The organism is Pseudomonas sp. GWSMS-1, assembly GCF_049847425.1.
In the GTDB taxonomy this organism is placed as follows: Bacteria; Pseudomonadota; Gammaproteobacteria; order Pseudomonadales; family Pseudomonadaceae; genus Aquipseudomonas.
Genome location: NZ_JBMHHV010000005.1, coordinates 1,483,671 through 1,508,801, shown reverse-complemented (window position 1 = coordinate 1,508,801; position 25,131 = coordinate 1,483,671). Strand labels below are relative to the sequence as shown.

Sequence of the window (25,131 nt, the reverse complement as noted above, 5' to 3'; positions counted from 1 at the left end):
TCCATAGCCGCTTATCCGCAAGCGGCTATGGCGGGTAGCTGCTGGGCATTGGTGGAAATACGCCAGTAGCTGGCCGGGCTAAAGCGCGGCGTCAACGCCAACATCAGGGCGATGCACACCACCATCAACAGCCAGGTCGTGGAAAAACTGCCCGTTATTTCTCGCAGCAAACCACCGGCGGCCGGCGCAAGTGCATTGATCAGAAAACCAAAGCCTTGCACAAAGGCCGCTAGCTGACCGGCCGCACTAGGCTCCTGCAAATGGTCGAGGGTGAGGATCAGACTCAAGGCAAAGCAGGCGCCCAAGCCGAAACCGATCAGTGCCACCCACAGCAGCGCAGCCTGTTGCGGGGCGAGCAGCAGCCCGGTAAAGCCCAATAATTGCGCAATCAGGCTGATGCTCAACAAACCACGGCGTTCACGCATACGCTGGGCAAGCGCCGGCATGCCCAGCGCGGCCAGCACCTGAAACACCGTCATCCAGGCCAATAGCGCGCCACTGTTCTGGCTGCTCCAGCCCAAGTGCTGGTAGTAAGCCGGTAGCCAGGCCACGACAGCCATATAGCCGCAGTTGCTGAAGCCGAAATACAACGCCAGGGTCCAAGCGCGTTTATTGCGGATAAACCGACTCAGCCGTTGCTCGACAGACAGGCTTTGCGCGGCGCGCCAAGGTGTTTGCAGCCATAGCAGCAAGGCCAGCAACGCGGGTAAAGCCCATAGTGCCAGCCCTGCATGCCAATGGCCGAAGCTATTCGCCAGGCGTGGGCTAAACCAGGCTGCGAGGCCGCCGCCGCTCATCAATGCAGCCGAATAAATGCCCATCGCCAGGGCCACGCGGCCGACAAACCGACGTTTGATCAAGCCCGGTACCAGCACCTGAATCAGCGCAATACCCAAGCCGCCCAACAAGGCCGAGCACACCAGCAGCACGCTGTGATCGATGAGCCCGCGAACCGCACAGGCCAGCAAAATGCACAGCAAACCGAGGGCAATGCCCCTGCCCTCACCTAAACGAGCCTCGACCTGGCCACTGAACAACGCCACCAGCCCCATGCACGCCACCGGCAAGGTGGTAAGCAGGCCAGCCATCTGAAACCCCATGCCGACGCTGCTGCGAATGTTATTCAGCAGCGGGCTGATCGACGTCAGGCTCGGTCGCAGGTTAAGCGCTAGGATCACCAACACGCCAACCCAGCCGAACGTGCGCAGACCTGGACTAGCATGGCGCGATAACTGCTTAAGCATGCTGGGCATACCAGCGTTGATAAAGCGGCGTCATGGCGCTGTGCGCTGCGTGTTCGATGCGCAGACTCTGCTGCGCCAACGGCAAAGACAGTTGCTGATACACCCCAGCCGTGGACAAACCAAAAGGCTCACCCTCGGCATTGGTGGCGGCAAATACCACCCGGCTGATGCCACACAGGTGCATGGCGCTCAGGCACATGGGGCACGGCTGGCCGCTGGCATAAATCACGCAGCCCTCCAGGCGGTTGCTGGCCAGCAGCTGACTGGCCTGACGGATACACAACAACTCGGCATGCGCCGATGGATCAAAGCTCACGTGCATTTGGTTACTGGCTTCGGTCAGCTGTTTGCCTTCACGGACTAACACCGCGCCAAACGGTCGGCCGCCTTGCGCCACGTTGGCTTCTGCGAGGCGGATGGCCTGTTCAAGAAAATCGCGGTCATAGCTCATTGCACACTCTTCATCAGTTTGATCAATAAACCGCTAATTATCCCGAGCGGGCAAAGTATGCTGAAATTAAATATAAGCATGCTTACCATTTACATCAGGAATACTTAAATGCTCGACCACCTGCTCTTGCGCAGTTTTGTTGCCGTGGCCGATTGCGGTAATTTCACCCGTGCGGCTGAACGCCTGCACCTCACCCAGTCGACCGTTAGCCAGCAAATACGTCGCCTGGAGGACAACCTCGGCTGCCGTCTGCTAGATCGCAGCGCGAGGCAGATACTGATGACCGCTGAAGGCGAGCAACTGTGCAGCTACGCCCGCCGCATTCTGGCCCTGCACGATGAGGCCGACGATGTGCTGCGTAACCAGCAAAGTGAGGGTGTACTGCGCCTCGGCGTTCCGGAGGATTTTGCCGCCGAACGCCTGATGCCCCTGCTCGCCGACTTTGCCGACACGCAAACCAGTGTGCGTTTAGAGGTCAGCAGCGGGCTCAGCCCGGAGCTGCTGCGGCAATACCGCGAAGGCCAGTTTGACCTGCTTCTGAGCAAGCAAATGAACCCCGGCAGTGATTGCCTGGCCGCCTGGCCGGAGCCGTTGTGTTGGGTAGACAGCCGGCAGCGCCCGGCCTGGCCACGTGAACCGTTAGCGCTGGCGGTCTTTGCCCCGGGTGGTTTGTATCGCCAGGAAATGATCCAGACGCTGGAGATGCAGGCCCGTAACTGGCGTATTGGCTATTCCAGTACTAGCCAGGCCAGCGTTTGTGCGGCGGTGGCGGCAGGCCTGGGCATCAGTTTGCTGCCACGCCGCGTCCTGCAGGCTGACCACCAGATCATCGACAGCCTGCCGGTTATCGAAGGCATGCACCTGGTGCTGTATGCCCGGCCTAACCTGGGCCAGGCCGGCAGCCTGCTCAAGGAGCGGCTGTACCAACTGTGTCAGGAACAGTCTGCTGCGCAGCAGTAGGGGGCTCATCCAGCAACTGCTGTTGCTGCCAACCGCCGCCGAGCGCGGCAATCAGCTGCACGCTGGCAGTCAAGCGGCTGCCCAGTAGCGTCAGGTTACTGCGCTCGTTATTCAGCGCCGTGGCCTGCACGTTGACCACGCTGTTGAAGTCAACCGTGCCGGCGCGGTACTGGTTTTCGATCAGGCGCAGGGACTCGCGCGCGGCGTCCAGCGCTTCTTGCTGCACCCCGGCTTCTTGTTGCAGCACGCGCAGCTGCACCAAGTAGTCCTCCACTTCGCGGAAGCTGTCGAGCACGGACTGGCGGTATTGCGCCACGGTCTGATCGTAAGCGGCCTCCGTGCGTTCCAGCTCGGCGCTACGCGCGCCACCATCAAACAGGGTTAGCGCCAGTTGCGGACCGAGCGACCAGAAGCGATTGGGCAGATCGATCCAGTCAGCAAAGCTGCTGCCGCGGTAGCCGCCGCTGGCGGAAATACTCAGGTCCGGGTACCACGCTGCTTCAGCCACGCCGATATCGGCATTGGCGGCCATCACCCGGCGTTCGGCGGCGGCCACATCCGGGCGGCGCTCCAGCAGTTGCGATGGCAGCGCCACGGGGATTTCAGGCAGCACTGGCAATTGCTCGCGCACGGCAATGCTCAGCTCACTGGGCGGCACGCCGATCAGCACGGCAATCGCATGTTCCAGCTGGGCGCGCTGCCATTGCAGGTCAATCGCCTGGGCCTGGGTGCTTTTCAGCTGGGTCAGCGCCTGACTGACATCGGATTTCGGCACGATGCCGGCGTTGTACTGGTTATCCGTGAGCTTCAGCGAGCGCGCATAGGCCGCGACAGTGGCATCGAGCAGGCGCTGCTGATCATCCAGCACACGCAGTTGCAGGTAATTCTGCACCAGCTCCGATTGCAGGCTGAGTTTCAGCGCGGCCAGATCGGCAGCGCTGGCCTCAAAACCGGCGCGGCTGGATTCCAGCGAGCGACGCAGCTTGCCCCAGATGTCCAGCTCCCAGGCCGCATTCAGGCTGAGGTCATAGTTGGTGGATACACCGCTGCTGTTCGAACTGGTGCCGCTGGACGCATTTTGGCTGCCAGTGCCCTGCCCGCTGCGGGTGGCCCCGGCGCTGCTCGACAGGCTCGGGTAAAACGCCGCACGCGCGCCGCGCACCAGGGCGCGGGCCTGACGGTACTGCGCTTCACTGGCGGCCAGGTTCTGGTTGGAAATATTCAGCCGCTCAACCAACGCACTCAGCTCAGCATCGCCATACAGCTGCCACCAGCTGCCGCGCGCCAGTACATCGCCGGGCTGGGCCTGGGTCCAGCCTTCAATCTGTTTGAACTGCGCCGGGGTTTGCAGCTGTGGGCGCTGGTAATCCGGGCCGATGGCGCAGGCACTCAGGGCCAAACTCAATGCCAACAAAGCGGGTAAGCGGTAGGCAGTCAACACATTCATAACGGGGTTTCCAAAGCAGCGTCAGTGCGCACACCGCGCCAGCGGTTAACCCGGTGGCGCAGGCGGTCGAAATACAGGTAGATCACCGGCGTGGTGTAAAGGGTCAGCAGCTGGCTCAGCACCAAGCCACCAACGATGGTGATGCCCAGCGGCTGGCGCATTTCCGAGCCTTCGGCGCTGCTGAACATCAGCGGCAGTGCGCCAAGAATCGCCGCCAGGGTGGTCATCATGATTGGGCGAAAACGCAGCAAGCAGGCCTGGCGAATAGACTCCGACGGGCTCAGGTGTTGCTGGCGTTCCAGCTGCAGGGCCAGGTCGATCATCAGAATCGCATTCTTCTTAACAATGCCGATCAGCAGGAATAACCCGAGCAACGAGATAAGGCTGAACTCAATACTCATCAGCTGCAACGCCAGTAGCGCACCCACCCCGGCCGAGGGCAAGGTGGAGAGGATGGTCAGCGGGTGCACATAACTTTCGTAGAGCACGCCGAGGACGATATACACCACCACCAAGGCCAGCAGAATCATCCACGGCTGGTTTTGCTGGGTCTGCTGGAAGGCCCCGCCAGTGCCGCCGAGCACGCCTTGTACTTCAGTGGGTAACCCGATGCGCGCGATGGCACGTTCAATAGCCTGGCTGGCTTGATCCAGGCTGACGCCTTCGGCCAGGGAAAAGCCGATGTTTTCCACGGCAAACTGCCCTTGGTGGCTCACCCGGTCTTCTTCCAGGCTACGCTCCCAGCGGGCGAAACTGGACAACGGCACCCGCGCACCGTCGGCGGTGATCAGCTGAATCTGCTCGAGGGTTTCCGGGTACTGGGCAAACTGCGGGTTGATCTCCATGACCACGCTGTACTGATTGAGGCTGTCATAGATGGTCGAGATCTGCCGCTGGCTAAACGCATTGTTAAGCACGGCGGTGATCATGTTCATGTCCACGCCCAGCCGTTTGGCCATATCACGATCAACCACCAAGCGGATCTGTTGGGTACCCTCGGCCTCCTTGGCGTCGATATCGGTCAGTTCCGGCAAGGCACGCAGTGCTTCACGCACCGGCGGCAGCCACTTGCGCAATTCGTCGAGGTCGCCAGACAGCAGCATGTATTCGGTTTCCGAACTGCGCCCTTCCCGTCCGCCGATTTGCAGGTCCTGATCGGGCATAAGGAACATCCGCCCACCCGGCACTTTCGGCACCGACTGGCGCAGGCGGTTGATCACCACCTGGGCGCTGACCTTGCGTTCGGTAACAGGCTTGAGGCGCACGATCATAAAGGCGTTGTTGATACCGCCACTGCCACCAATAAAGCCCGCCACACTGTCCACGGCAGGATCAGCCAGCACCGCACGGCGGTAGATTTCCATTTTTGGTTGCATGACCTGAAAGGAAAGACCGTCATCACCGCGAATAAACCCGATCAGTTGGCCGGTGTCCTGCTGCGGCATAAAGGTCTTTGGCACGCTGACAAACAGAAAGATATTCAGCGCAATGGTCGCCAGTAAGCTGAACAGCATCAGCAAGGAATGCTTTAGTGCCCAGTCCAGGCTGCGTTGGTAGAACGCCAATACGCGCGTCTGCACGGCCCCGCCCCACCGCTGCATGGCGCTGGGCTTATGTTCGGTGGTTTCGGCCTTGAGCCAGCGTGCGCAGAGCATCGGCGTAAGAGTCAGCGACACCAGCAGGGATATCACGATGGCCACGGCCAAGGTGATGGAAAACTCGCGGAACAGCCGCTCGACAATACCGCCCATAAACAGGATAGAGATGAACACCGCGACCAAGGAGAGGTTCATCGCCAGCAATGTAAAACCTACTTCGCGTGCGCCCTTGAACGCGGCCGACATCGGCGTTTCACCGGCTTCGATATGCCGCGAGATGTTTTCCAAAACGACGATGGCGTCGTCTACCACCAGACCAGTGGCGATAATCAGCGCCATCAGCGACAGGTTGTTCAGCGAGAAATCCAGCAGGTACATCACCGCGAAGGTACCGACCAGTGATACCGGCACGGCCAGGGCCGGAATCAGCGCCGCACGCCAGCGGCCAAGGAAGGCGAACACCACCAGAATCACCAGCACCACGGCGATCAGCAAGGTCTGCTCGGCCTCATGCAGGGTGGCGCGAATTACCGGCGAGCGGTCCATCGCCACTTCCAGCTCGATACTGGCGGGGATCACCGCACGCAAGGCCGGCAGTTGCTCGCGAATGCCTGCAATGGTTTCGATGATATTGGCGCCGGTCTGGCGGTTGATCACAAGCAGCACCGCCTGCTCATCGTTGAAGAAGCCGCTGTTGTAGCGGTCCTCGACGCCATCGGTGACGGTCGCCACATCGCCCAGGCGCACGGCTGCACCGTCCTGATAGCGAATGATCAGCGGCAGGTAATCGGCAGCTTTTTCCAGCTGATCGCTGGCCTGCACCTGCCAGTGGCGCTCGGCATCTTCCACCGCACCTTTAGGCCGTTTGGCGTTGGCCGCGCTGATGCGCTGACGCACTTCATCGAGGGCAATGCCGTACTGATCAAGCAGACGCGGTTCAAGTGCCACACGCACAGCGGGCAATGAGCTGCCGCCGATCTGTACTTCGCCCACACCGGTTACCTGGGCAAGTTTCTGCGCCAGGATGGTCGAGGCTACGTCGTATAACTGGCCCTTGTTGAGCACATCGCTGGTCAGCGACAGCACCATGATCGGCGCCTGCGACGGGTTGATCTTGGCGTAAGTAGGCATGCTGCGCATACCGCTGGGCAGCAGCTCGCGTGAGGCATTGATGGCCGCTTGCACCTCGCGGGCGGCGGCGTTGATATCGCGATCCAGATCGAACTGGATCATGATCCGCGTGTTGCCCTGGCTGCTGCGGCTGTTCATCTGGCTGATGCCAGCGATGGTGCCGAGCGAGCGTTCCAGCGGCGTGGCCACGCTGGAGGCCATGATCTGCGGGCTGGCCCCCGGCAGGCTGGCCTGCACGGTGATGGTGGGGAAGTCCATCTGCGGCAGCGGCGCTACCGGCAACAGACCGAAGCTGACGCCGCCGAGCAACAGAATCGCCAGGCTCAGCAGCAGCGTGGCCACCGGCCGGCGGATAAAGGGGCCGGAAAGGTTCATGGGTTGACCACAAGCCCGGCCGCGCTACGGCCACTGATGCGCCGTGACAGGCGATCGAAGTACAGGTAGATAACCGGCGTGGTGAACAGCGTGAGTATCTGGCTCAGCAGCAGCCCGCCGACCATCACCAGCCCCAGCGGCTGGCGCAGTTCAGCCCCGGAACCGGTGGCCAACATCAGCGGTATCGCGCCGAACAGCGCGGCCAAGGTGGTCATCAGAATCGGCCGAAAGCGCAGCAATGCCGCCTGGTAGATCGCCGCTTCCGGCTGCATACCCTGATTGCGCTCGGCGTCGAGGGCGAAGTCGATCATCATGATCGCGTTCTTCTTAACGATGCCGATCAACAAGATGATGCCGATAATTGCGATCAGGCCAAGCTCATTACCGCTAATCAGCAACGCCACCAGCGCGCCGACACCTGCCGAGGGCAAGGTTGAGAGGATGGTGATCGGGTGGATATAGCTCTCATAGAGCACGCCGAGCACGATGTACATGGTGACGATGGCCGCCAGAATTAGCAGCAAGGTACTCGACAAAGAGGCGCGGAAAGCTTCTGCCGCGCCCTGGAAGCGCGTCTGCACCGCTGGCGGAATGCCGATCTCCTGCTCGATCCGCTCGATCACCGCCACCGCCTCGCCCAGCGACACGCCGCTGGCCAGGTTGAATGACAAGGTCGCCGCCGGGAATTGGCCGATATGGTTGATTAGCAGGCTGGCCGCGCGCTCCTCGACTTGGGCCAGGTTCGACAACGCGACCTGTTGACCATCGGCGGCCTTGACGTGAATCTGCCGCAGCGCGGCCGGGCCGATGCTGCCGGCGTTTTCGCTTTCCAGCACCACGCGGTATTGGCTGGCTTGGGTGTAGATGGTGGAAATCTGCCGCTGGCCGAAGGCGTCGTACAGCGCGTTATCGATATCGGCAATGCTTACGCCGAGGCGCCCGGCCATGTCGCGGTCGATCTGCAGAAACACCTGCAGACCACGGTTTTGTAGGTCGCTGGCCACGTCAGTCAGCTCCGGCTGCTCGCGCAGCGCGCTGACCAGTTTGGGTACCCACTCTTCCAGCAGGCTGATATCAGGCGACTCCATGCTGAACTGGAACTGCGTGCGGCTGACTCGATCCTCGATAGACAGATCCTGCACCGGCTGCAGGTACAGCTCGATCCCAGGAATCCGCGCCAACTCCGGACGCAGGCGTTCGATAATCTGGCTGGCGCTGACATCGCGCTCGGCCCGGGGCGTCAGGTTGATCAGCAGGCGGCCGCTGTTCAGCGTCGGGTTATCACCATCCACACCGATATAGGACGACAGGCTGGCAACGGCCGGGTCCTGCAAAACCACCTCGGCCAGGCGCTGCTGGCGCTCGCTCATGGCGCGGAAGGAGATCGACTGCGGCGCCTCGGAAATGCCCTGGATCACCCCGGTGTCCTGCACCGGGAAAAAGCCCTTGGGCACGGCCAGGTACAGCAGCACCGTCAGCGCCATCGTGGCGATGGCTACCAGCAGGGTCAGTGGCTGATGCTTGAGCACCCAGGTCAGCCACACGCCGTAACGGGCAATCATGGCGTCGATCACCCCCCCGGCGGCGCGGTAGAAGCGCCCTTCTTCCTCGGGCTTTTCCGCCTTGAGCAGGCGCGCGCACATCATTGGCGTCAGGGTCAGCGACACCACCAGGGAAATCAGAATGGCCACCGCCAGGGTGATGGCGAATTCGCGGAACAGCCGCCCCACCACATCGGCCATAAACAGCAGTGGAATCAGCACCGCGATCAGCGAGATGGTCAGCGAAACCAGGGTAAAGCCGATCTGTTTGGCACCTTTGAGCGCCGCATTCAGCGGCGTTTCGCCCTCTTCCAGATGCCGTGCGATGTTCTCCAGCATGACGATGGCATCGTCCACCACAAAGCCGGTGGCGATGGTCAGGGCCATCAGTGTCAGGTTGTTGATGGTGAATCCGGCCAGGTACATCACGCCGAAGGTGCCAATCAGCGACAGCGGTACGACGATGGATGGAATGATGGTCGCCGACACCTTACGTAGAAACAGGAAGGTCACCAGTACCACCAGGGCGATGGCCAGCAGCAGTTCATGCTGCACGCCCTTGACGGCGGCGCGGATGGTTTCGGTGCGATCGGTCAGCACGCTGACCTCAACGCTGGCCGGCAGGCCTTGAGTCAAATTGGGCAGCAGCGTCTGGATGCGGTCGACTACATCGATCACGTTGGCCCCGGGTTGGCGCTGCACGTTAACCAATACGGCCTCGTTGCGATTGGCCCAGGCGGCTAGGCGCTGGTTCTCGGCGCCATCGATGATGTCTGCGACATCTTTCAGGCGCAGTGCGGCGCCGTCCTTGTAGCCGAGTATCAGCTCGCGGTATTCGTCGACAGATTTCAGCTGGTCGTTGGCATCCAGTTGCGACACCCGGGTCGGACCATCGAAGTTGCCTTTGGGCTGGTTGACGTTACTGGCGGTGATCAGCGTGCGCACATCGCTGAGGTTCAAACCGTAGGACGCCAAGGCTTCAGGGTTGACCCGCAGGCGCACCGCCGGACGCTGCCCACCCGCCAGGGTGACCAGACCAACACCGCTGGTTTGCGCGAGTTTTTGCGCCAGGCGGGTGTCGACCAAGTCAAACACTTGCGGCAATGGCAGGGTTTTCGAGCTGATGGCCAAGGTCAGCACCGGGGTGTCGGCCGGTTGACCTTGTTGTACACCGGCGGCGCCGGCAGATCGTCCGGCAGCAGGTTACTCGCGCCGTTGATCGCGGCCTGCACTTCCTGCTCAGCGACATCCAGCTTCACCTCCAGGTTGAAGCGCAGGCTGATCACCGAGGCGCCGCCGGAGCTGGTCGAGGACATCTGCTTCAGCCCAGCCATCTGGCCGAACTGGCGCTCAAGCGGCGCTGTGACCGCACTGGTCATCACGTCCGGGCTGGCACCGGGATACAGCGTCAGCACCCGAATGGTCGGGTAATCCACTTCCGGCAGCGCCGAGACAGGCAGCATCCGGTAAGCGATCAGGCCGCTGAGGAATATCGCCAGCATGATCAGCGTGGTGGCGACCGGGCGCAGGATAAACAGGCGAGAGGCGTTCATTGGGCGCGCGGCGCTCCCATGCGCTCAGGCGTAGCCACGTCCTGGGCAGTAACCGTTTATCGCCGATTACCTCGACCTGTTGCCGGAGCGCAGGCGGTCAGTGCCTTCCAGCACCAGGCGATCGCCCGGTTTGAGGCCCTGCTCCACCACGCTGAGTTGACATCGCTGGGGCCGACGCTGAATTGGCGTCAGCTGCACCTTGTCTTCTTCGTCCACAACATAGGCGAAGGTGCCACTGGCGCCGAACTGCAGCGCGGCGGCGGGCATCAGCGTGACGTTTTGCAGGGTTTTCACCCGCAAGCGAACGTTGACGAATTGATTGGGGAAGAGCTGCTCTTCGGCATTGGCGAAGCGCGCCTTGAGTTTGATCGTGCCGGTGGCGGTGTCGATAAGGTTGTCGAGGCTTTCCAGCTCGCCTTCGGCCAGTTGAGTTTTTCACTGCGATCCCAGGCCTCGACAGCCAAGGTATGCCGGTACGCATTTGTTGCACACACCGCAGGCAGTTCGGCTTCCGGCAGGGTGAACATCACGGCAATGGGCAGGGTCTGGGATGACTACCAATGGCAGGTATCGCCGGAACAACCACCAGTTACCGACATCCGCCTGACGCATACCCAGGCGGCCGCTGATCGGTGCGCGCACCTGAGTGAAATCGAGGTTAAGCCGCGCGGTGGCGACATCCGCCTGCAAGCTCTTGAGGTTGCCGCGGTACTGGTTAACCAGCGCTTCCTGGGTGTCGAGCGCCTGCTTGGCTATTGAGTCTTCGGCGTACAGGCCGCGGTAGCGCTTAAGGTCCAGCTCGGCATTACGCAGCTGCGCCTGGGCGCTCTTGCAGTGCGCCCTGCGCCTGCTGCAGGGCGATTTCATAGGGCCCGCGGGTCAATCACCGCGAGCAGAGCTCACCCGCCTTGACCTGCTGACCATCCTTAAACAGCAGTTTGACCAATTGGCCATCTACCCGGCCGCGCACATTCACCGTGTTATAGGCCGTGACCGTGCCCAGGGCTTTGAGCTCAACCGGGAAATCACCCTGGCTCACACTGGCCACGCGCACCGGTACCGGGCCCATATCGCCAAAACGGCCACGGCCCATTTCCGGGCCTTGTTCTGCACTCGGCCAAAACCACCAAAGCAGCAGGCTCAGCGCGGCGAGCGCAAGCAGGCCAATCAGCCATTGGCGCGACAGGTTACGGGTACGGTTGCTGAGCTGTGTATCAGGCATGGCGACGATCACTTCCTTGGGGAGCCTGAACGATATTGACTATCAGCTCCCGTGCAAAGGTTCTTTACCGCCTATTTACCTTTCTCTTACGTAACTAAATATCTGATCCGAATAGAAAATCGTCGGATTGGCGTTCAGCCTCGCATCGCAACGACCCGCCGGGATAACAAGCCATAAATAAAAACGGCCTGCAAAGCAGGCCGTCGATGATGCGAAGTGTGCGCTTACTTGAGTACAGCCATTGCAGCTTCGTAGTTCGGCTCGTCAGCAATTTCAGCAACCAGCTCGCTGTGCAGCACTTTGTCGTTTTCATCCAGCACTACGACCGCACGGGCAGCAACGCCCACCAGTGGACCGCTGGCAATGGCCACGCCGTAGTCCTTGAGGAACTCAGCGCCGCGCATGGTCGACAGGTTGATCACGTTTTCCAGACCTTCAGCACCGCAGAAACGCGCCTGGGCGAACGGCAGGTCGGTGGAGATGCACAACACCACGGTGTTGGCCAGCTTGCTGGCATTGGCGTTGAACGTACGCACGGACGTGGCGCAGGTCGGGGTATCGACGCTTGGGAAAATATTCAGCACTTTGCGCTTACCGGCCAGACTGGCCAGGCTCACATCGCTCAGGTCGCCGGCGACCAGGCTGAAAGCGGGGGCTTGCTGGCCCACCTGTGGCAGTTGACCAGCGACTTCAACCGGGGAACCTTTAAGGGTGACTTGTGCCATTGGAACAATCCTTTTTCAGCGAAATTGGAGACGGTTAACAAGTAAGGGCGCGAACCCACCAAATGGCAAGCCCGCGCCCTCTTGAAGACGGGCAGGGAGAACCGACCAGAAAGTCAGACTACCCTGCTCAGTCATACGGCACATCAATTTTTAGCGAAATAATCCTTGGTCAGTTTGACCACGATCGGGCTCAGCAGTATCAGCGACAACAGGTTAGGAATCGCCATCAGGCCGTTGAGGGTATCGGCCACCAACCAGGCGAAATCCAGCTGGGCAATCGCACCGAACGGCACCGCCAGCACCCAGAGAATGCGAAACGGCATGATCGACTTGGTGCCAACCATGTATTCCCAGCACTTCTCGCCGAAGTAGCTCCAACCGAGAATGGTGGTAAAGGCAAACACCACCAGAGCAATGGTCAGAATGTAGCCACCGACGCCCGGCATGGCCGATTCAAAGGCCGCCGCCGAGAGTGCCGCACCGCTTTCACCGCTGGTCCATACACCGGAGGTGATGATCGCCAGACCGGTCATCGAGCAGATGATGATGGTGTCGATAAAGGTCCCGAGCATGCCGATCATCCCCGAACGCACCGGGCTGTTGGTGGTACCGGCCGCCTGCGCGATACCAGCAGTACCCAGGCCCGCTTCGTTGGAGAAGATACCGCGTGCCACACCGAAGCGAATCGCCGCCATAACTGCTGCACCGGCAAAACCACCGGTGGCAGCGGCTGGGCTAAAGGCATAGGTGAAGATCATTTCGAAGGCTGCTGGAATCTCAGAGGCGTTCACCACAAGCACCACGAACGCGGCAATGATGTAGGCCACGCACATAAACGGCACCAGGGTCGCAGCGACCTTACCGATGCGCTTGATACCGCCAAGGATCACCAGGCCAACAAAGACCATGGTGACCAAACCGGTGGCCCACAACGGTACGTTGAAGGTGGTTTGCAGGGCCGCGGCCATGCTGTTGACCTGCACCATGTTGCCGATACCGAAACCAGCAAAGCCGCCGAAAATGGCGAATGCCGTACCCAGCCACAGCCACTTTTTGCCCAGGCCGTTTTTGATCGCGTACATCGGCCCGCCAACGTGCTCGCCGCGCTTGTCCTTCTCACGGTAGTGCACCGCCAGTACCACTTCGCAGTACTTGGTGGCCATGCCGACCAATGCGGTGCACCACATCCAGAACAGTGCGCCCGGGCCACCGAGGAAGATCGCGGTGGCCACACCGGCGATGTTACCGGTACCCACAGTGGCAGCCAGGCAGGTCATCAGCGCCTGGAAGGGGCTGATTTCGCCGCTTTCCTCATCGCCTTTCTTGCGGCCTTGCCACATCAGTTTGAAGCCAGCGCCGATCTTGCTCAGCGGCATAAATTTAAGGCGCAGCATGAGGAACAGGCCGGTGCCGAGAATCAGCACCAGCATGGGTGGCCCCCAGACCACGCCATTGAGTTGATTAACCAGAGTGTTGACGAATTCCATGCTCATTTCCTTATTGTTTTAGTGAACGCGAGGTGGGTACCCATCGCTTATCCGATTGCCGGGTAGGCAACGCTGTTAGGCAAACGCGAGCCGGGTTGGTGCGCGGGCAAACAGCGAATCGGGCTATACCAGTCAGCGCAACGGCTGCCCAGTGCTCAGCGGCAGCCAGTATAGGGAGACTGTGATAGTGATTTTCACCGTTTAGATTTCAACGCTCAGACGTTTTGAGCGCGGTGCGCAATTTAAACGCGAATTAACTGGCTTAATCCAGCGTTTGTCCGCACAAACAGCGGCTAAAAATCCCGTCGATAGAATAAATCCAGGGAACTGGCAAGGCCGCTGGCAGCCTCGAGATAGAGCTTGCGGCTCAGTTCATAGCGCAAGGCAATGGTGTTAGCCGGCTCAAACACCCCCACGCCATAGCGCAGGCTCAGGCGCTCAGACAAGTTACCGCTGGCGACCACACTGGTGGTCACCCCGGAACCCTCGGTATCCAGCTGGAAATCGCTGATCCCCAAACCTTGCGCCAGGTTGTTGATCAGCGGCGCGCTGCCGGCCATGCCAAGGGCCAGTGCGGCCTGGGCGAGCATATTGTTGTCACCACCGCCCTGCCCCAGCGGACGACCCATGACCAAATAGGACAGCGCCTGCTCCTGGCTCATCGCCGGCTCGGAAAACACCACAGTGGTCGGTTGCGCGGCATTACCGCTGAGGCGCAGACCCGCGGTGACATCATCAACCTGGCGGATGGCCTCAATATCGAGAAACGGCTGGTCGATGGGGCCGGCGAACAGCAAGCGCGCGCGGCGCACATTCAGGCGCTGACCATAGGCGCGGAAACGTCCTTTATTCAGGCTCAACTCACCGCGCGTGTCCAGGTCATTGCTGATGTGCACACGGCCTTTCAGCTCGGCATTCAAGCCAAAACCACTGAAGGTCAGGCGTTCCTGACCAACCTCGACATCAATGTCCATGGCAATCGCCGTGGGCTGCTGCTGCGCACGGTCACGCCCCAGCACATGCGCATCGCTGGAAATCTGCACGGTTGAGGGCGGCAGCTCGCGGATCTCAATCTTGCCGCTGGGAATCAGCACCTTGCCCGCCACCGACAACTGCTCATCGCGCAAGCTCAAACGCAAGTCTGGCTCAACCTCCAGCGCCGCATAAGGTTCCACCGCCACCGGCAGCCGGCTACCCCGCAATTGCATGTCTGCGGTTAAACCAGCGGCCCAGTTCAGCTCGCCGTTAAGGCTGCCCTGGCCCTGTTCGCCACTGCGCCAATCACCGTCCAGCAGTAATCGTTCGCCCTCAATACGGGCCTGGAGTTGTAGCTGTTCGATGTTCATGGGCAATTCGCCGCCAGCGATTTCGCCATTGCTGACGCGCAGGTTGCCGTTGATCTGCGGCGCTAAAAGCCCACCCGACAGCGTGCCCGCACCATTGAGCTGCCCGGCGATACGCTCAACCATCGGCACAAAGGGCCGAACCAGTGCCAGGTCCAGGCCGTTGAGACGGAAACTGCCAGACAGCGGTTTGCTCGCCGGACGCGGATCAAGCGTGGCGTCCAGGGCCAGCTCGCCAATAGCTGGGCCACGCAACAGCAGTGAACTGTCGATGCGTTGCGGACGAATTTGGGTATTCAGGCGCAGGCTGTCATAGGCGAACTCCAGCCACTGTTGCTGATCGCGGACACGCCAGATGCCGCTGCCAGCATCCAGCTGCAGGCGACCATTCGGGCCGCTGGCTGGCAGTTCAAGCTGCAGTTGACCATTGAGTTGCCCTTGCCAGGTGAAATCCTTGGGTAACCACGGCGCCAGGCTATCCATCGGCAAATTACTGAGCTGAACGCTTAACTTAGGCTCCGGCAACAGGCGCTGCTCACCGCCGCACAGGCTGGCGTTGCCCGAACGCCAGCAATGCGCGCCGAGGCTAAGCTGGCCGCTGGCCAGGCGCACCAGTGAAGCCGGCTGTTGCAGGCGCCAGTCCTGACCACCACTTTGCACCTGGCCGCGACTGAGACTGCCGCGCCAGTTGCCTTTATCCAGTTTGCCAGCCAACGCCAGCTGGCTTTGCACTAAGGGGCCTTGCAGTTGCAACTCAAGGCTTTGCTGGTGCTGATCGCCATTGGCTGTGACATCGAGGCGGCCCAGATCAGTCTCGCCAAGCTGGATGCCCAGGGCCTGCAGGGTTAACTGGCCGCGCTGGACACGGTTCAGGCGCGCATCGAGGCTGAGCTGTTGCAGACGCTGGTCGGCATAGGCCAAACGCTGACCTTGCAGCTGCAATTGGCCTTGAGGCGCTTGCAGGTTGCCGGCCAGGTCCAGCTGGCCGCTGAGCTGGCCCTGCAAACCAGGCCAGAGTTGCCCCAGGCGCGGCATCGCCAACAACAATTGGCCGCTTAGCTGCTCCTGCAAGGCCGCTTTACCGCTGATACGGTTATCACCCAGGCGCACGTCCAACGCACTCAGCTCGCCCTGCTGCAAACCGCCGGCAAATTTTGCCAGCAACGTGGCCGGCTGCCCGCGCAGGCGCCCCTTGAGGTCGATATCGGCGCTGAGTGTGGGCTGCCCATCAAGCAGGCTCCCGGAGCTGTTCACAGGGCCGGCCAGGTTGCCCGGCAGCTCGGCCAGCCAATAGGCCGGGTCAAGCTCGCTCAACAGCAAACGTACATCCCAGCTCAGTTGCTCGGCAAAACCCAGGCTGACCTGACCTTCGGCGCGGCCCTGCCCGGCCTGCAGGCGCAGCTCGGGCAGGTACAGATGCTGCAGGTCTCCACTCAGCGGGCTTTGCAGGCTAAACGCGCCTGCTGGGCCATCCAACTCGGCGGCGAAATGCCCCAGATAATTGCCAGCCTGATAGGCCAACTCACCTTTTAACGTACGCAGCGCCACGGGCGGCGCCTCGCTCAGTGGGTAAAGGCGCTGCCAGGGGAAGTTCTGCCATGTGAAGCGGCTGTCCAGGCTCAGGCCCTGCTGCCAGTTCAGCTCGCCGCTGAGCTCTACCTGCTGCTCAGGGCTGGCAGTCAGGCTGAGGTTACTGACATCCGCACCGTCAGCCTTGACCACACCCGCCAGCGCCAAAGCCACAGGCCCTTCGACGGCCGGCAAACTGGCACTGCCGATAACCTGATAACCCGCCTGCAAATCGCCCTGGGCCGTCAACTCAAGCTGCTCAAGAGTCAGGCTGTCCGGCAGTTCAGCGCTGGCCTTAAAGGCTGCGACCTGCAAGCGCAATAGCGCAGGCAGGTGCTCTGCCAACGGTTGCAACCAGCCGCTTAATTCGCCCTGCAGGTAACCGCTGCTCCTCGCCCTTAGCTGCAGCCGCTCGCGCAACTCGCCGCTGAGTTCAAGCATTACAGGCCAGGCTTGCTGCTCTGGCGCCGGTAAATGCAGTTGCCCGCTGAGCTGCAAGGGCCAGTTGCCGGTGGTGTGCACCTGTCCTTGCAGCACCAGGTCGAGGTCAGCGGCGTGCAGGCTGAGGTTGTCGAGCTGGATACCTTGCGCCGTCCAGTGCGCAGCCAACTGCAAAGCCCGTAGCTGCTCGACGCCGTTGAGCTGCAGGCTGTCGATCTGCACATCACCCAGTTGCAACGCCAGGGGCAGGCTCAGGTCTGGCAGGCTGAATGGCTCGTTGCTGGGCTGCTCATCTGCGGGGAACTTCAAGGTGATCGGCCCGCTGTGCAGCTGTTCGATGCACAGCGTCAGGCGCAGCAGGCAGGCAGGCGACCAGTCCAGGCTCGGCGAGATCAGCTGCACGCTGTTTTGCCCATGCTGCCAGCGTAGGCTTGCCGCGCTCCAGCGCCCTGCCAAACGGCCGTTAAACGCCTCTACCTGTAACCCCGGCACCTGCGCCAGCAACCAGCGGCTGCCGCCCTGCGTACCCAGCAGCAGGCTCAGGCCGCTGCACACAACAAGCAGCACCCCGAGTACGCCGTAAAGGCCATAGCGCAGCCGGCGCGTCACAGTTCTGGGCCCATGGAAAAGTGCAGACGGATGCCGCCCTGATCATCCAGCGGGTGGGCCAAATCGAGACGCAACGGGCCGAGTGGCGAGACCCAACGCACGCCAATGCCCACAGCGCTTTTCAGCGACGGGATCTGTAACGAATCGAAGGTATTGCCCTGGTCGACAAAACTCGCCAAGCGCCAGCGCTCGGTCAGGCTGTATTGGTATTCCACGCTGCTGGTAAACAGGTACCGGCCGCCCACCTTGTCCCCTTGGTTATTTTCCGGTGACAGGCTCTGGTAGTCATAACCGCGCACGCTCTGGTCGCCACCGGCGAAGAAACGCAGCGACGGCGGCACCCGAGCAAAGCCATTGGACTCCGTACCGCCCACTTGCACCCGGCCCAGCAAGCGGTGACGTTTGAATACGGTTGTCAGCCCTTTGAGCTGAACATTGCCGTGCAGCACATTGGCGTCGGACAACAACTCCTTGGCAGCACCGGCCAAATCCAGCTGCAGACGGTAACCGTGATTGGGGTCGATCTGATTGTCACTCTGCAGGTAGGAGTAGCTGATGCCGGGCATTAGCAATGTGCTGGTACCGGCATCATCGCCCAGATCATATTGTTCGTGCCGCCACATAAGCGACACCACCCGCTGCCAACCACTGTCGAGCTTGCTGTGCCATTCCGGGCCGAAGGTCAGCAGACGGCTGTTGCTGTCGGTATCGGCCAGCTCTTCTGCCTGATAGCCACCGGCCACCCGCAATTTATCGGTCAGCGGCGGGTCAAGCGGTATGTCGTACCACAGACCGACATTCTGCCGCGGGGCCGACAGCTCGAACTCCGCGCCATAACTGTGCCCCTGCGAGTTGGCCCAATGGCGGGTCCAGTTACCTTTACCACGCGGGCCGACATCGGTAGAAAACCCCACACCCAGCCCCATGCTGCGTGGTTTACGCACCTGCAGCTGAACCTCGACCGGGATTTGCTCGGCCGCCGCGCTGCTCGGGTTGGCGTCCACCTGCACCGATTCAAAATAACCACTGGAACGCAGCGCCTGATACAACTTGGCAATCAGCGCAGAGTCATAGGGGCTATCAGCCGGGAACGGCACCATGCGTTGCAACAGCTGCTCATCGAAGGGCGCGTCACCGAGAAAACGCACTGCACCAAGCTGGTAGCGAGGACCACTGACATAGACCAGCTCGATATCGGCAACCCCGGCATCCGGGTCGATGGTCAGGCGTTGCTGAGTGAAACGTCCGGCAAAAAAACCATAGCGTGAGGCCTGGTTCTGGATGTCCCGCTTGGCCGCATCGTAACGCCCGTGATTAAGCTGCGCGCCGCTGCGCAGTTGCGGGTCTTGGGGGGTGCGGAAGGCACGCAGTTGCGCCGCAGGGCCATCAACACGCACCACCACGTCACGCAGCAACACCGGCGCGCCAGGCTGAACCCGCACAGTCAGCCGCGGCGTGGCACCTTCGCTGACCTCTGTGGTGATCTGCGCCTGGTAGTAGCCCAAGGCCTGGGCGGCTTTTCCCGCCTGACCCTCGGCAACCCGACGATAACGCTGCAGGGCCTCGGCATCACGCTCGCCGAGGCTACCGATATAGCCTTCAATATTGCTTTTCAGCGCACTATTGGCCGGCTCAACGCGCACGCGCAGCTGTGCTTCGGCCAGGGCCGTAGCACTCAGCAAGAGAAGGAAAAACCCAGCAAAGAAGTTAGAAAAAACAGCCATGGAGGCGATGCTAGCACGAGCCAGAGGCCGATTTAGAGCACCTGGCTTCGCTTTAGTTGCGCTGCACGGCATCTTTGCGCCGTGCCAGCATGACCTCAGGCACTGGCTTTGACGGCCAATTGTGGGCTCGGGTGGAAGAACACGTGCTCAATGACTGGGCCAATGGCAACTTCACCCACCTCCTCATAGCCCTGGCGCTTGTAGAAATCCAGGTAGTGCCCATTGCCGGTATCGAGAACCACCCCCTGCGAACCGGCATCTTCAGCGCACCAGTTGTGCAGCGCTTCGAGCAGCTGCTCACCAAGGTGCTTGCCCTGGTATTCCGGGTGAATCCCCAGCAATGGCAACACGTGATACGGGCCAGGCGGCAGGCAGGCAATCACCGCGTCGTGGTATTCCAGATAGCGCCGGGTGCAGCGAAAACCGGCAGTCAGTAGCATGCGCATGCGCCAGCCCCAACTCTCGGTGATGTCCATGCGCCGCTGCGGCGGTGCGATCAACGCCATGCCAATCAGTCGGTCGTCGATCAGCAGGCCAATGGCCGGCAGGTCTTCGGTAAAATGTTGCTGCACCAGCTCGCGCACCGTGGCGCGCACACGCTGGTCATAACCAGGTCGCTCGGCTTCAAACAGGTAGGCGAAAGTGGGGTCATGGCGGTAGGCGTGATAGAGCAGCGAGCGCGCTTCACGGGCATAGCCACTATCGAGCATGCGAACTTCGGCGAGACTGTTGGGCATCTGCTTGACCTCTGCTGTTCTTGGTATGTTCGGCCTGCAGCCACGTTAGCACCGTGCATCAGCCACCGCCACAGGCTGGCCGCTAGCGCGCGCAATGGGCTAGCATCGCGGCTTTCCAGAACGCCACCCAGGACAGTCGCCCGTGAAGATCGTCTCTTTCAATATCAATGGCCTGCGTGCCCGCCCACATCAACTGGCCGCGCTGATCGACAAGCACCAACCGGATGTCATTGGCCTGCAGGAAACCAAGGTGGCGGATGAGCAGTTCCCAGAAGCCGAGATCCGCAAGCTGGGTTACCACGTGCACTACCACGGCCAGAAAGGCCACTACGGCGTTGCCCTGCTGTCGCGCCAGGCGCCGCTGAGCCTGCACAAGGGTTTTCCCGGTGACCCCGAAGACGCCCAACGACGCTTCATCTACGGCACCTTTGCCGACGCCCAGGGCAACCCGGTCACGGTGATGAATGGCTACTTCCCACAGGGCGAAAGCCGTAACCACCCAACCAAGTTCCCGGCCAAGCAGCGCTTTTATGCTGATTTGCAGAACTTGCTGGTCAGCCAGTTCAACCCGCAGCAAGCCCTGGTGGTGATGGGCGATATCAATATTTCGCCGGAAGACTGCGATATCGGCATCGGTGAGCCTAATCGCCTGCGCTGGCTGAAAAGCGGCAAGTGCAGCTTCCTCCCAGAAGAGCGCGAATGGCTGGCCACCTTAAAGAACTGGGGCCTGGTTGATAGCTTCCGCCAGCTCAACCCGGCGGTGAATGACCGTTTCAGCTGGTTCGATTACCGCAGCCGCGGTTTTGAAGATGAGCCCAAGCGTGGCCTGCGTATCGACGTGATTCTCGCCTCAACGGGTTTGCAAGGGCGAATCAAGGATGCCGGTGTTGACTACGACTTGCGCGGCATGGAGAAACCCTCGGACCACGCCCCGATCTGGCTCGAACTAAGCGAATAAACCCGGAGCTAGAGCGTTCACATCGAAAAGTGACTGTCATATTGCAGTCACGTATTTGTCTTATCGTCGCGGCACTTTCACTCACCCATACAAGGTGTTTGTCGCATGCCGCGCACCCACTCTACTTCTGATCGTGAAACCTGGATTCGCACCATCAGCTTTCTGCTACTCGGTTCAATCTGCTACGCCCTGCCCTGGTCGGTATTCGCCGCCCTGCCCATTGCCGCTGATAACAGCAGCGTGTTGCGCATTCAGGGTTCCAACACCATTGGCGCGAAGCTCGGTCCGGCGCTGGTCAAAGGCCTATTTGAAGAGCAAGGGTTGAGCGCCATTCGCATTGAAGCAGGCGCGGCGGAAAATGAGCAGCGCATCACCGGCACACATCCCGATGGCCACAGTGTCAGCATTGAGGTCGCGGCCCATGGTTCGGGCACCGGCTTTACTGCATTGGCCGATGGCAGCGCTGAACTGGCGGCCTCATCACGGCCAATCAAGGACAGTGAAGCCACCAGCCTGCTTGCTCTTGGGGACCTGAAAAGCGCCAGTGCTGAGCAGATCATCGCCCTCGATGGCCTGGCCATCATCCTGCACCCGGGCAACCCCCTCTCCGCGTTAAACACCCTGCAATTGGCTCAAATTTTTGCTGGTGAAATCACCAACTGGGCGCAACTCGGTGCACCCGCAGGCGAAATCAACATTTATGCGCGTGATGACAAATCCGGCACCTATGACACCTTTAAAGAGCTGGTGCTGAGCGCCAATGGCAAAGCCCTGGCCACTCACGCCAAGCGTTATGAATCCAGCGAGAAACTCTCCGATGCGGTCAGCCAAGACCGTAACGGCATCGGTTTTATTGGCCTGCCTTATATTCGCCAGGCCAAGGCCCTGGCAATCGCGGCCGGCAACTCACAACCCATGCTGCCCAGCCTGACCTTGATTGCCACCGAGGATTACCCGCTGTCGCGCCGGCTCTTTCTGTATAACCAGCCGGAGCTGAACAACCCCTGGGCACGTGCCCTGGTGCAGTTTGCCCATAGCCCGCGCGGCCAGGCGATTGTCGAGCAGAGTGGGTTTATCGCGCAGACCGTACAGGCGGTGAATATCCCCGCGCATGCGCACATGCCCGCCAGCTACCTGAACCTGGCGCAAAACGCCCAACGCCTATCGGTGAATTTTCGCTTTCAGGAAGGCAGCGCCAGCCTCGACAACAAGGCCCGCCGCGACCTGAACCGGCTACTGGCTTACCTGCAGGGGCAAAATAAGCTCAAGGGTAACGTGGTACTGGTTGGTTTTGGCGACGCCAAAGCGGACCCGGCCCGCGCCGAGTTGCTGTCAAAGTTACGCGCCATGGCAGTACGCCGTGAGCTAAGCAAAGGCGGCGTCGTGTTCCGCGACATCATCGGCCTCGGTGATGAGCTGCCGGTGGCCACCAACAGCGCGGATGAAGGCCGGATCAAGAATCGCCGGGTAGAAGTCTGGGTCTACTGACCGCTGGCTGCCTGGTTGACACCAGCGTTAACCGCGCGCTAAACCCCATAACGCACAAGGCCCGCAATTGCGGGCCTTGTGTTGTGTTGCTGAAGCGCCTTAACGGCTGGCTTTCATCACATCCTTGGACACGTATTTACCGATCTCAAACTTGCCAATGGCCGCACGGTGCACCTCGTCCGGGCCGTCGGCCAGGCGCAGGGTGCGCTGCATGGCGTACCAATAGGCCAGCGGGAAGTCATTAGACACCCCAGCACCGCCGTGCATCTGGATCGCGCGGTCGATCACCTTGAGCGCGACGTTGGGCGCCACCACCTTGATCTGGGCGATTTCACTGGCGGCAATCTTGTTGCCCACGGTGTCCATCATGTACGCCGCGTTGAGGGTCAACAGGCGGGCCATGTTGATCTCCATGCGCGAGTCGGCGATGTGATCAATATTGCCGCCCAAACGCGCCAACGGTTTGCCGAAGGCAGTACGGCTGATCGAACGCTCGCACATCAGCTTCAATGCACGTTCAGCCATGCCAATGGAGCGCATGCAGTGGTGAATGCGGCCTGGGCCAAGGCGGCCCTGAGCGATCTCGAAACCGCGGCCCTCGCCGAGCAGGACGTTTTCATAAGGCACGCGGACGTTTTCGAACAACACCTCGGCGTGGCCGTGCGGCGCATCGTCGTAGCCGAATACTGGCAGCGGGCGAACCACTTTCACCCCCGGCGCATCCATCGGCACCAGAATCATCGAGTGCTGCGCATGGCGCGGGCCATCCGGGTTAGTCAGGCCCATGAAGATCATGATCTTGCAGCGTGGATCGCAGGCGCCGGAAGTCCACCACTTGCGACCGTTGATCACCCACTCATCACCCTGACGCACAGCGCTGGCTTGCATATTGGTGGCATCAGATGAAGCCACACCCGGCTCGGTCATGGCGAATGCCGAACGGATGGTGCCGTCCAGCAGCGGCTTGAGCCACTGCTCCTTCTGCGCTTCATTGGCGTAGCGCACCAAGACTTCCATATTGCCGGTGTCCGGCGCGGCGCAGTTGAACGGCTCAGGACCAATCAGCGAGCTGCCCATGATCTCGGCCAGGGGCGCATATTCGGTATTGGTCAGGCCTGCACCCAGCTCAGAGTCCGGCAGAAACAGGTTCCACAACCCTTCGGCTTTGGCTTTTGCCTTGAGCTCTTCCATGATCGCGGTGGGCTGCCAGCGGTCGCCTTGATTGACCTGCTGCTCGAACACGGCTTCTGCTGGATAGACATGGCTCTCCATAAACGCGGTCACGCGTTCACGCAGTTGCTGAACCTTTGGGGAGTAGGCGAAATCCATGATGGCTACCTTCTGACGCTGATTTTTGGGAATGAGGTGAGGTGGAAATGATGCTAGAGCAGGGCTTAAGATTTATCTAATCTATTCTCAGCGTGTATAAACATTCATCACCGATATATGATCCACCCATAACAACAACCTGCGGAGCGAGCGTGTCATGAATCTCAACAAGGTCGACCTCAACCTCTTTGTCGTCTTCGATGCCATCTACACCGAGGCCAACCTGACCCGCGCCGGGCAGATCGTCGGCATTACCCAGCCCGCAGTGTCCAATGCCCTGGCGCGCCTGCGCGAAACTTTCAATGACCCTTTGTTCGTGCGTACCGCACAGGGCATGGTGCCTACGCCGATGGCGCAGAACATCATCGCGCCGGTGCGCAACGCGCTGCAGCAGCTGCGCATTTCCGTGCAGGAAAGCCGCATTTTCAATCCGGCCCAGGCCAACAAAACCTTCCGCATCAGCATGACCGACCTCACCGAGGCCATCATCCTGCCGCCGTTGTTCCAGCGTCTGCGGCGTATGGCGCCGAATGTGAATATCGAGAGCATGCTCGCGCGCCGCCGCGAAACAACCAAGGAACTAGCCGCTGGCCGCCTGGATTTCGCCGTGGATGCGCCACTCAACACCGACCCTCAGGTGCGCCACGTCAAGCTGATGGAAGACCGCTACGTCTGTGCCATGCGCCGTGGTCATCCCATGGCCAAAGAGAAAATCAGCCTTGATGACTACATGGGCCTGACCCATATCCATATCTCCAGCCGCCGCAGCGGCCTGGGCCACGTCGACCTGGCGTTGGGCCGCATGGGCATCCAGCGCAAGATCGCCCTGCGCTCACAGCATTACCTGATGGCCACCACTGTGCTGCAAGGCACCGACATGGCCATGACCGTGCCAGAACGCTTCGCCCGCCGTAACGACCTGCATTTTGTCGAATTGCCAATCAAAGATATGACGCCACTGGAAACTCACCTGTACTGGCACGAAAGCACCGACCAAGACCCGGCCAACCGCTGGATGCGCGAGCAGATCATCGAGATCTCCCAACAAGCCGTAGCCCTGGAAAAGAAAAACGAGAAGACCCAGGCCTGACGCCTTCGGATAAAGAGCGCTTGCCACTCCAGGTTCTGTTTATTTGCGACCACGACCGTTAGCCAACCCCACAGCCAAACAGGTTTGCGCCAATTGGCCGGGGTTGTGC

The 25,131-nt window shown here is 60.8% G+C and carries 14 protein-coding genes and 2 pseudogenes; 4 read left to right on the top strand and 12 right to left on the bottom strand.

The window, feature by feature from the left end; all coding sequences use genetic code 11:
- Window positions 1-11: 11 nt before the first annotated feature.
- Window positions 12-1,244, bottom strand: coding sequence for a CynX/NimT family MFS transporter (locus ACEPAJ_RS10535; protein WP_425914790.1), 1,233 nt, complete (start codon window positions 1,242-1,244; stop codon window positions 12-14).
- Entirely contained in the window at window positions 1,237-1,695 is a 459-nt protein-coding gene (locus ACEPAJ_RS10530; protein ID WP_425914789.1) for a nucleoside deaminase, read from the bottom strand. Before ACEPAJ_RS10530 ends, ACEPAJ_RS10535 begins: the two co-directional genes overlap by 8 nt.
- A 108-nt stretch (window positions 1,696-1,803) precedes the next feature.
- On the opposite strand from ACEPAJ_RS10530, the gene ACEPAJ_RS10525 reads away from it, so the two are divergent.
- Entirely contained in the window at window positions 1,804-2,655 is an 852-nt protein-coding gene (locus ACEPAJ_RS10525; RefSeq protein ID WP_425914788.1) for a LysR family transcriptional regulator, read from the top strand.
- Here the strand turns inward: ACEPAJ_RS10525 and ACEPAJ_RS10520 are convergent.
- The 9 genes and pseudogenes from ACEPAJ_RS10520 to ACEPAJ_RS10480 form a co-directional block, all read right to left on the bottom strand.
- The gene (locus ACEPAJ_RS10520; protein WP_425914787.1) at window positions 2,603-4,102 is read right to left on the bottom strand and encodes an efflux transporter outer membrane subunit; all 1,500 of its coding nucleotides are present in this window, start codon (window positions 4,100-4,102) and stop codon (window positions 2,603-2,605) included. The genes ACEPAJ_RS10525 and ACEPAJ_RS10520 overlap by 53 nt on opposite strands.
- On the bottom strand, window positions 4,099-7,206 hold the full coding sequence (locus ACEPAJ_RS10515) for an efflux RND transporter permease subunit (protein ID WP_425914786.1): 3,108 nt from the start codon (window positions 7,204-7,206) through the stop codon (window positions 4,099-4,101). Before ACEPAJ_RS10515 ends, ACEPAJ_RS10520 begins: the two co-directional genes overlap by 4 nt.
- Window positions 7,203-10,249, bottom strand: a pseudogene (locus ACEPAJ_RS10510) (MdtB/MuxB family multidrug efflux RND transporter permease subunit). The gene ACEPAJ_RS10515 and the pseudogene ACEPAJ_RS10510 overlap by 4 nt, the downstream one beginning before the upstream one ends.
- A gap of 129 nt (window positions 10,250-10,378) precedes the next feature.
- Window positions 10,379-11,522, bottom strand: a pseudogene (locus tag ACEPAJ_RS10505) (MdtA/MuxA family multidrug efflux RND transporter periplasmic adaptor subunit); the annotation flags it as partial.
- Window positions 11,523-11,746: 224 nt separating this feature from the next.
- A complete protein-coding gene (gene tpx, locus ACEPAJ_RS10500) occupies window positions 11,747-12,247 on the bottom strand; it encodes a thiol peroxidase (protein ID WP_274086593.1) in 501 nt (166 codons plus the stop codon).
- A 143-nt stretch (window positions 12,248-12,390) separates the two neighbouring features.
- On the bottom strand, window positions 12,391-13,734 hold the full coding sequence (locus ACEPAJ_RS10495; protein ID WP_274086594.1) for an alanine/glycine:cation symporter family protein: 1,344 nt from the start codon (window positions 13,732-13,734) through the stop codon (window positions 12,391-12,393).
- Between the two features lie 293 nt (window positions 13,735-14,027).
- Window positions 14,028-17,696 carry a translocation/assembly module TamB domain-containing protein gene (locus ACEPAJ_RS10490; RefSeq protein WP_425914785.1) on the bottom strand — a complete coding sequence of 1,223 codons (3,669 nt, stop codon included), beginning with the start codon at window positions 17,694-17,696 and terminating at the stop codon, window positions 14,028-14,030.
- A complete protein-coding gene (locus ACEPAJ_RS10485) occupies window positions 17,693-19,420 on the bottom strand; it encodes an autotransporter assembly complex protein TamA (protein WP_425914784.1) in 1,728 nt (575 codons plus the stop codon). The genes ACEPAJ_RS10490 and ACEPAJ_RS10485 overlap by 4 nt, the downstream gene beginning before the upstream one ends.
- 95 nt (window positions 19,421-19,515) lie before the next feature.
- Entirely contained in the window at window positions 19,516-20,157 is a 642-nt protein-coding gene (locus ACEPAJ_RS10480; RefSeq protein WP_425914783.1) for a GNAT family N-acetyltransferase, read from the bottom strand.
- A gap of 142 nt (window positions 20,158-20,299) precedes the next feature.
- Between ACEPAJ_RS10480 and xthA the strand changes: the two genes are divergently transcribed.
- Both xthA and ACEPAJ_RS10470 read left to right on the top strand, forming a co-directional pair.
- Window positions 20,300-21,115, top strand: a complete 816-nt coding sequence (xthA, locus tag ACEPAJ_RS10475; RefSeq protein WP_425914782.1) for an exodeoxyribonuclease III — start codon at window positions 20,300-20,302, stop codon at window positions 21,113-21,115.
- A 105-nt stretch (window positions 21,116-21,220) separates the two neighbouring features.
- Window positions 21,221-22,603 carry a substrate-binding domain-containing protein gene (locus ACEPAJ_RS10470; protein WP_425914781.1) on the top strand — a complete coding sequence of 461 codons (1,383 nt, stop codon included), beginning with the start codon at window positions 21,221-21,223 and terminating at the stop codon, window positions 22,601-22,603.
- Window positions 22,604-22,702: 99 nt separating this feature from the next.
- On the opposite strand, the gene ACEPAJ_RS10465 is transcribed toward ACEPAJ_RS10470, so the two are convergent.
- A complete protein-coding gene (locus ACEPAJ_RS10465) occupies window positions 22,703-23,932 on the bottom strand; it encodes an acyl-CoA dehydrogenase (protein WP_425914780.1) in 1,230 nt (409 codons plus the stop codon).
- A gap of 157 nt (window positions 23,933-24,089) precedes the next feature.
- Between ACEPAJ_RS10465 and ACEPAJ_RS10460 the strand changes: the two genes are divergently transcribed.
- A complete protein-coding gene (locus ACEPAJ_RS10460) occupies window positions 24,090-25,022 on the top strand; it encodes a LysR family transcriptional regulator (protein ID WP_425914779.1) in 933 nt (310 codons plus the stop codon).
- Window positions 25,023-25,131 lie beyond the last annotated feature (109 nt).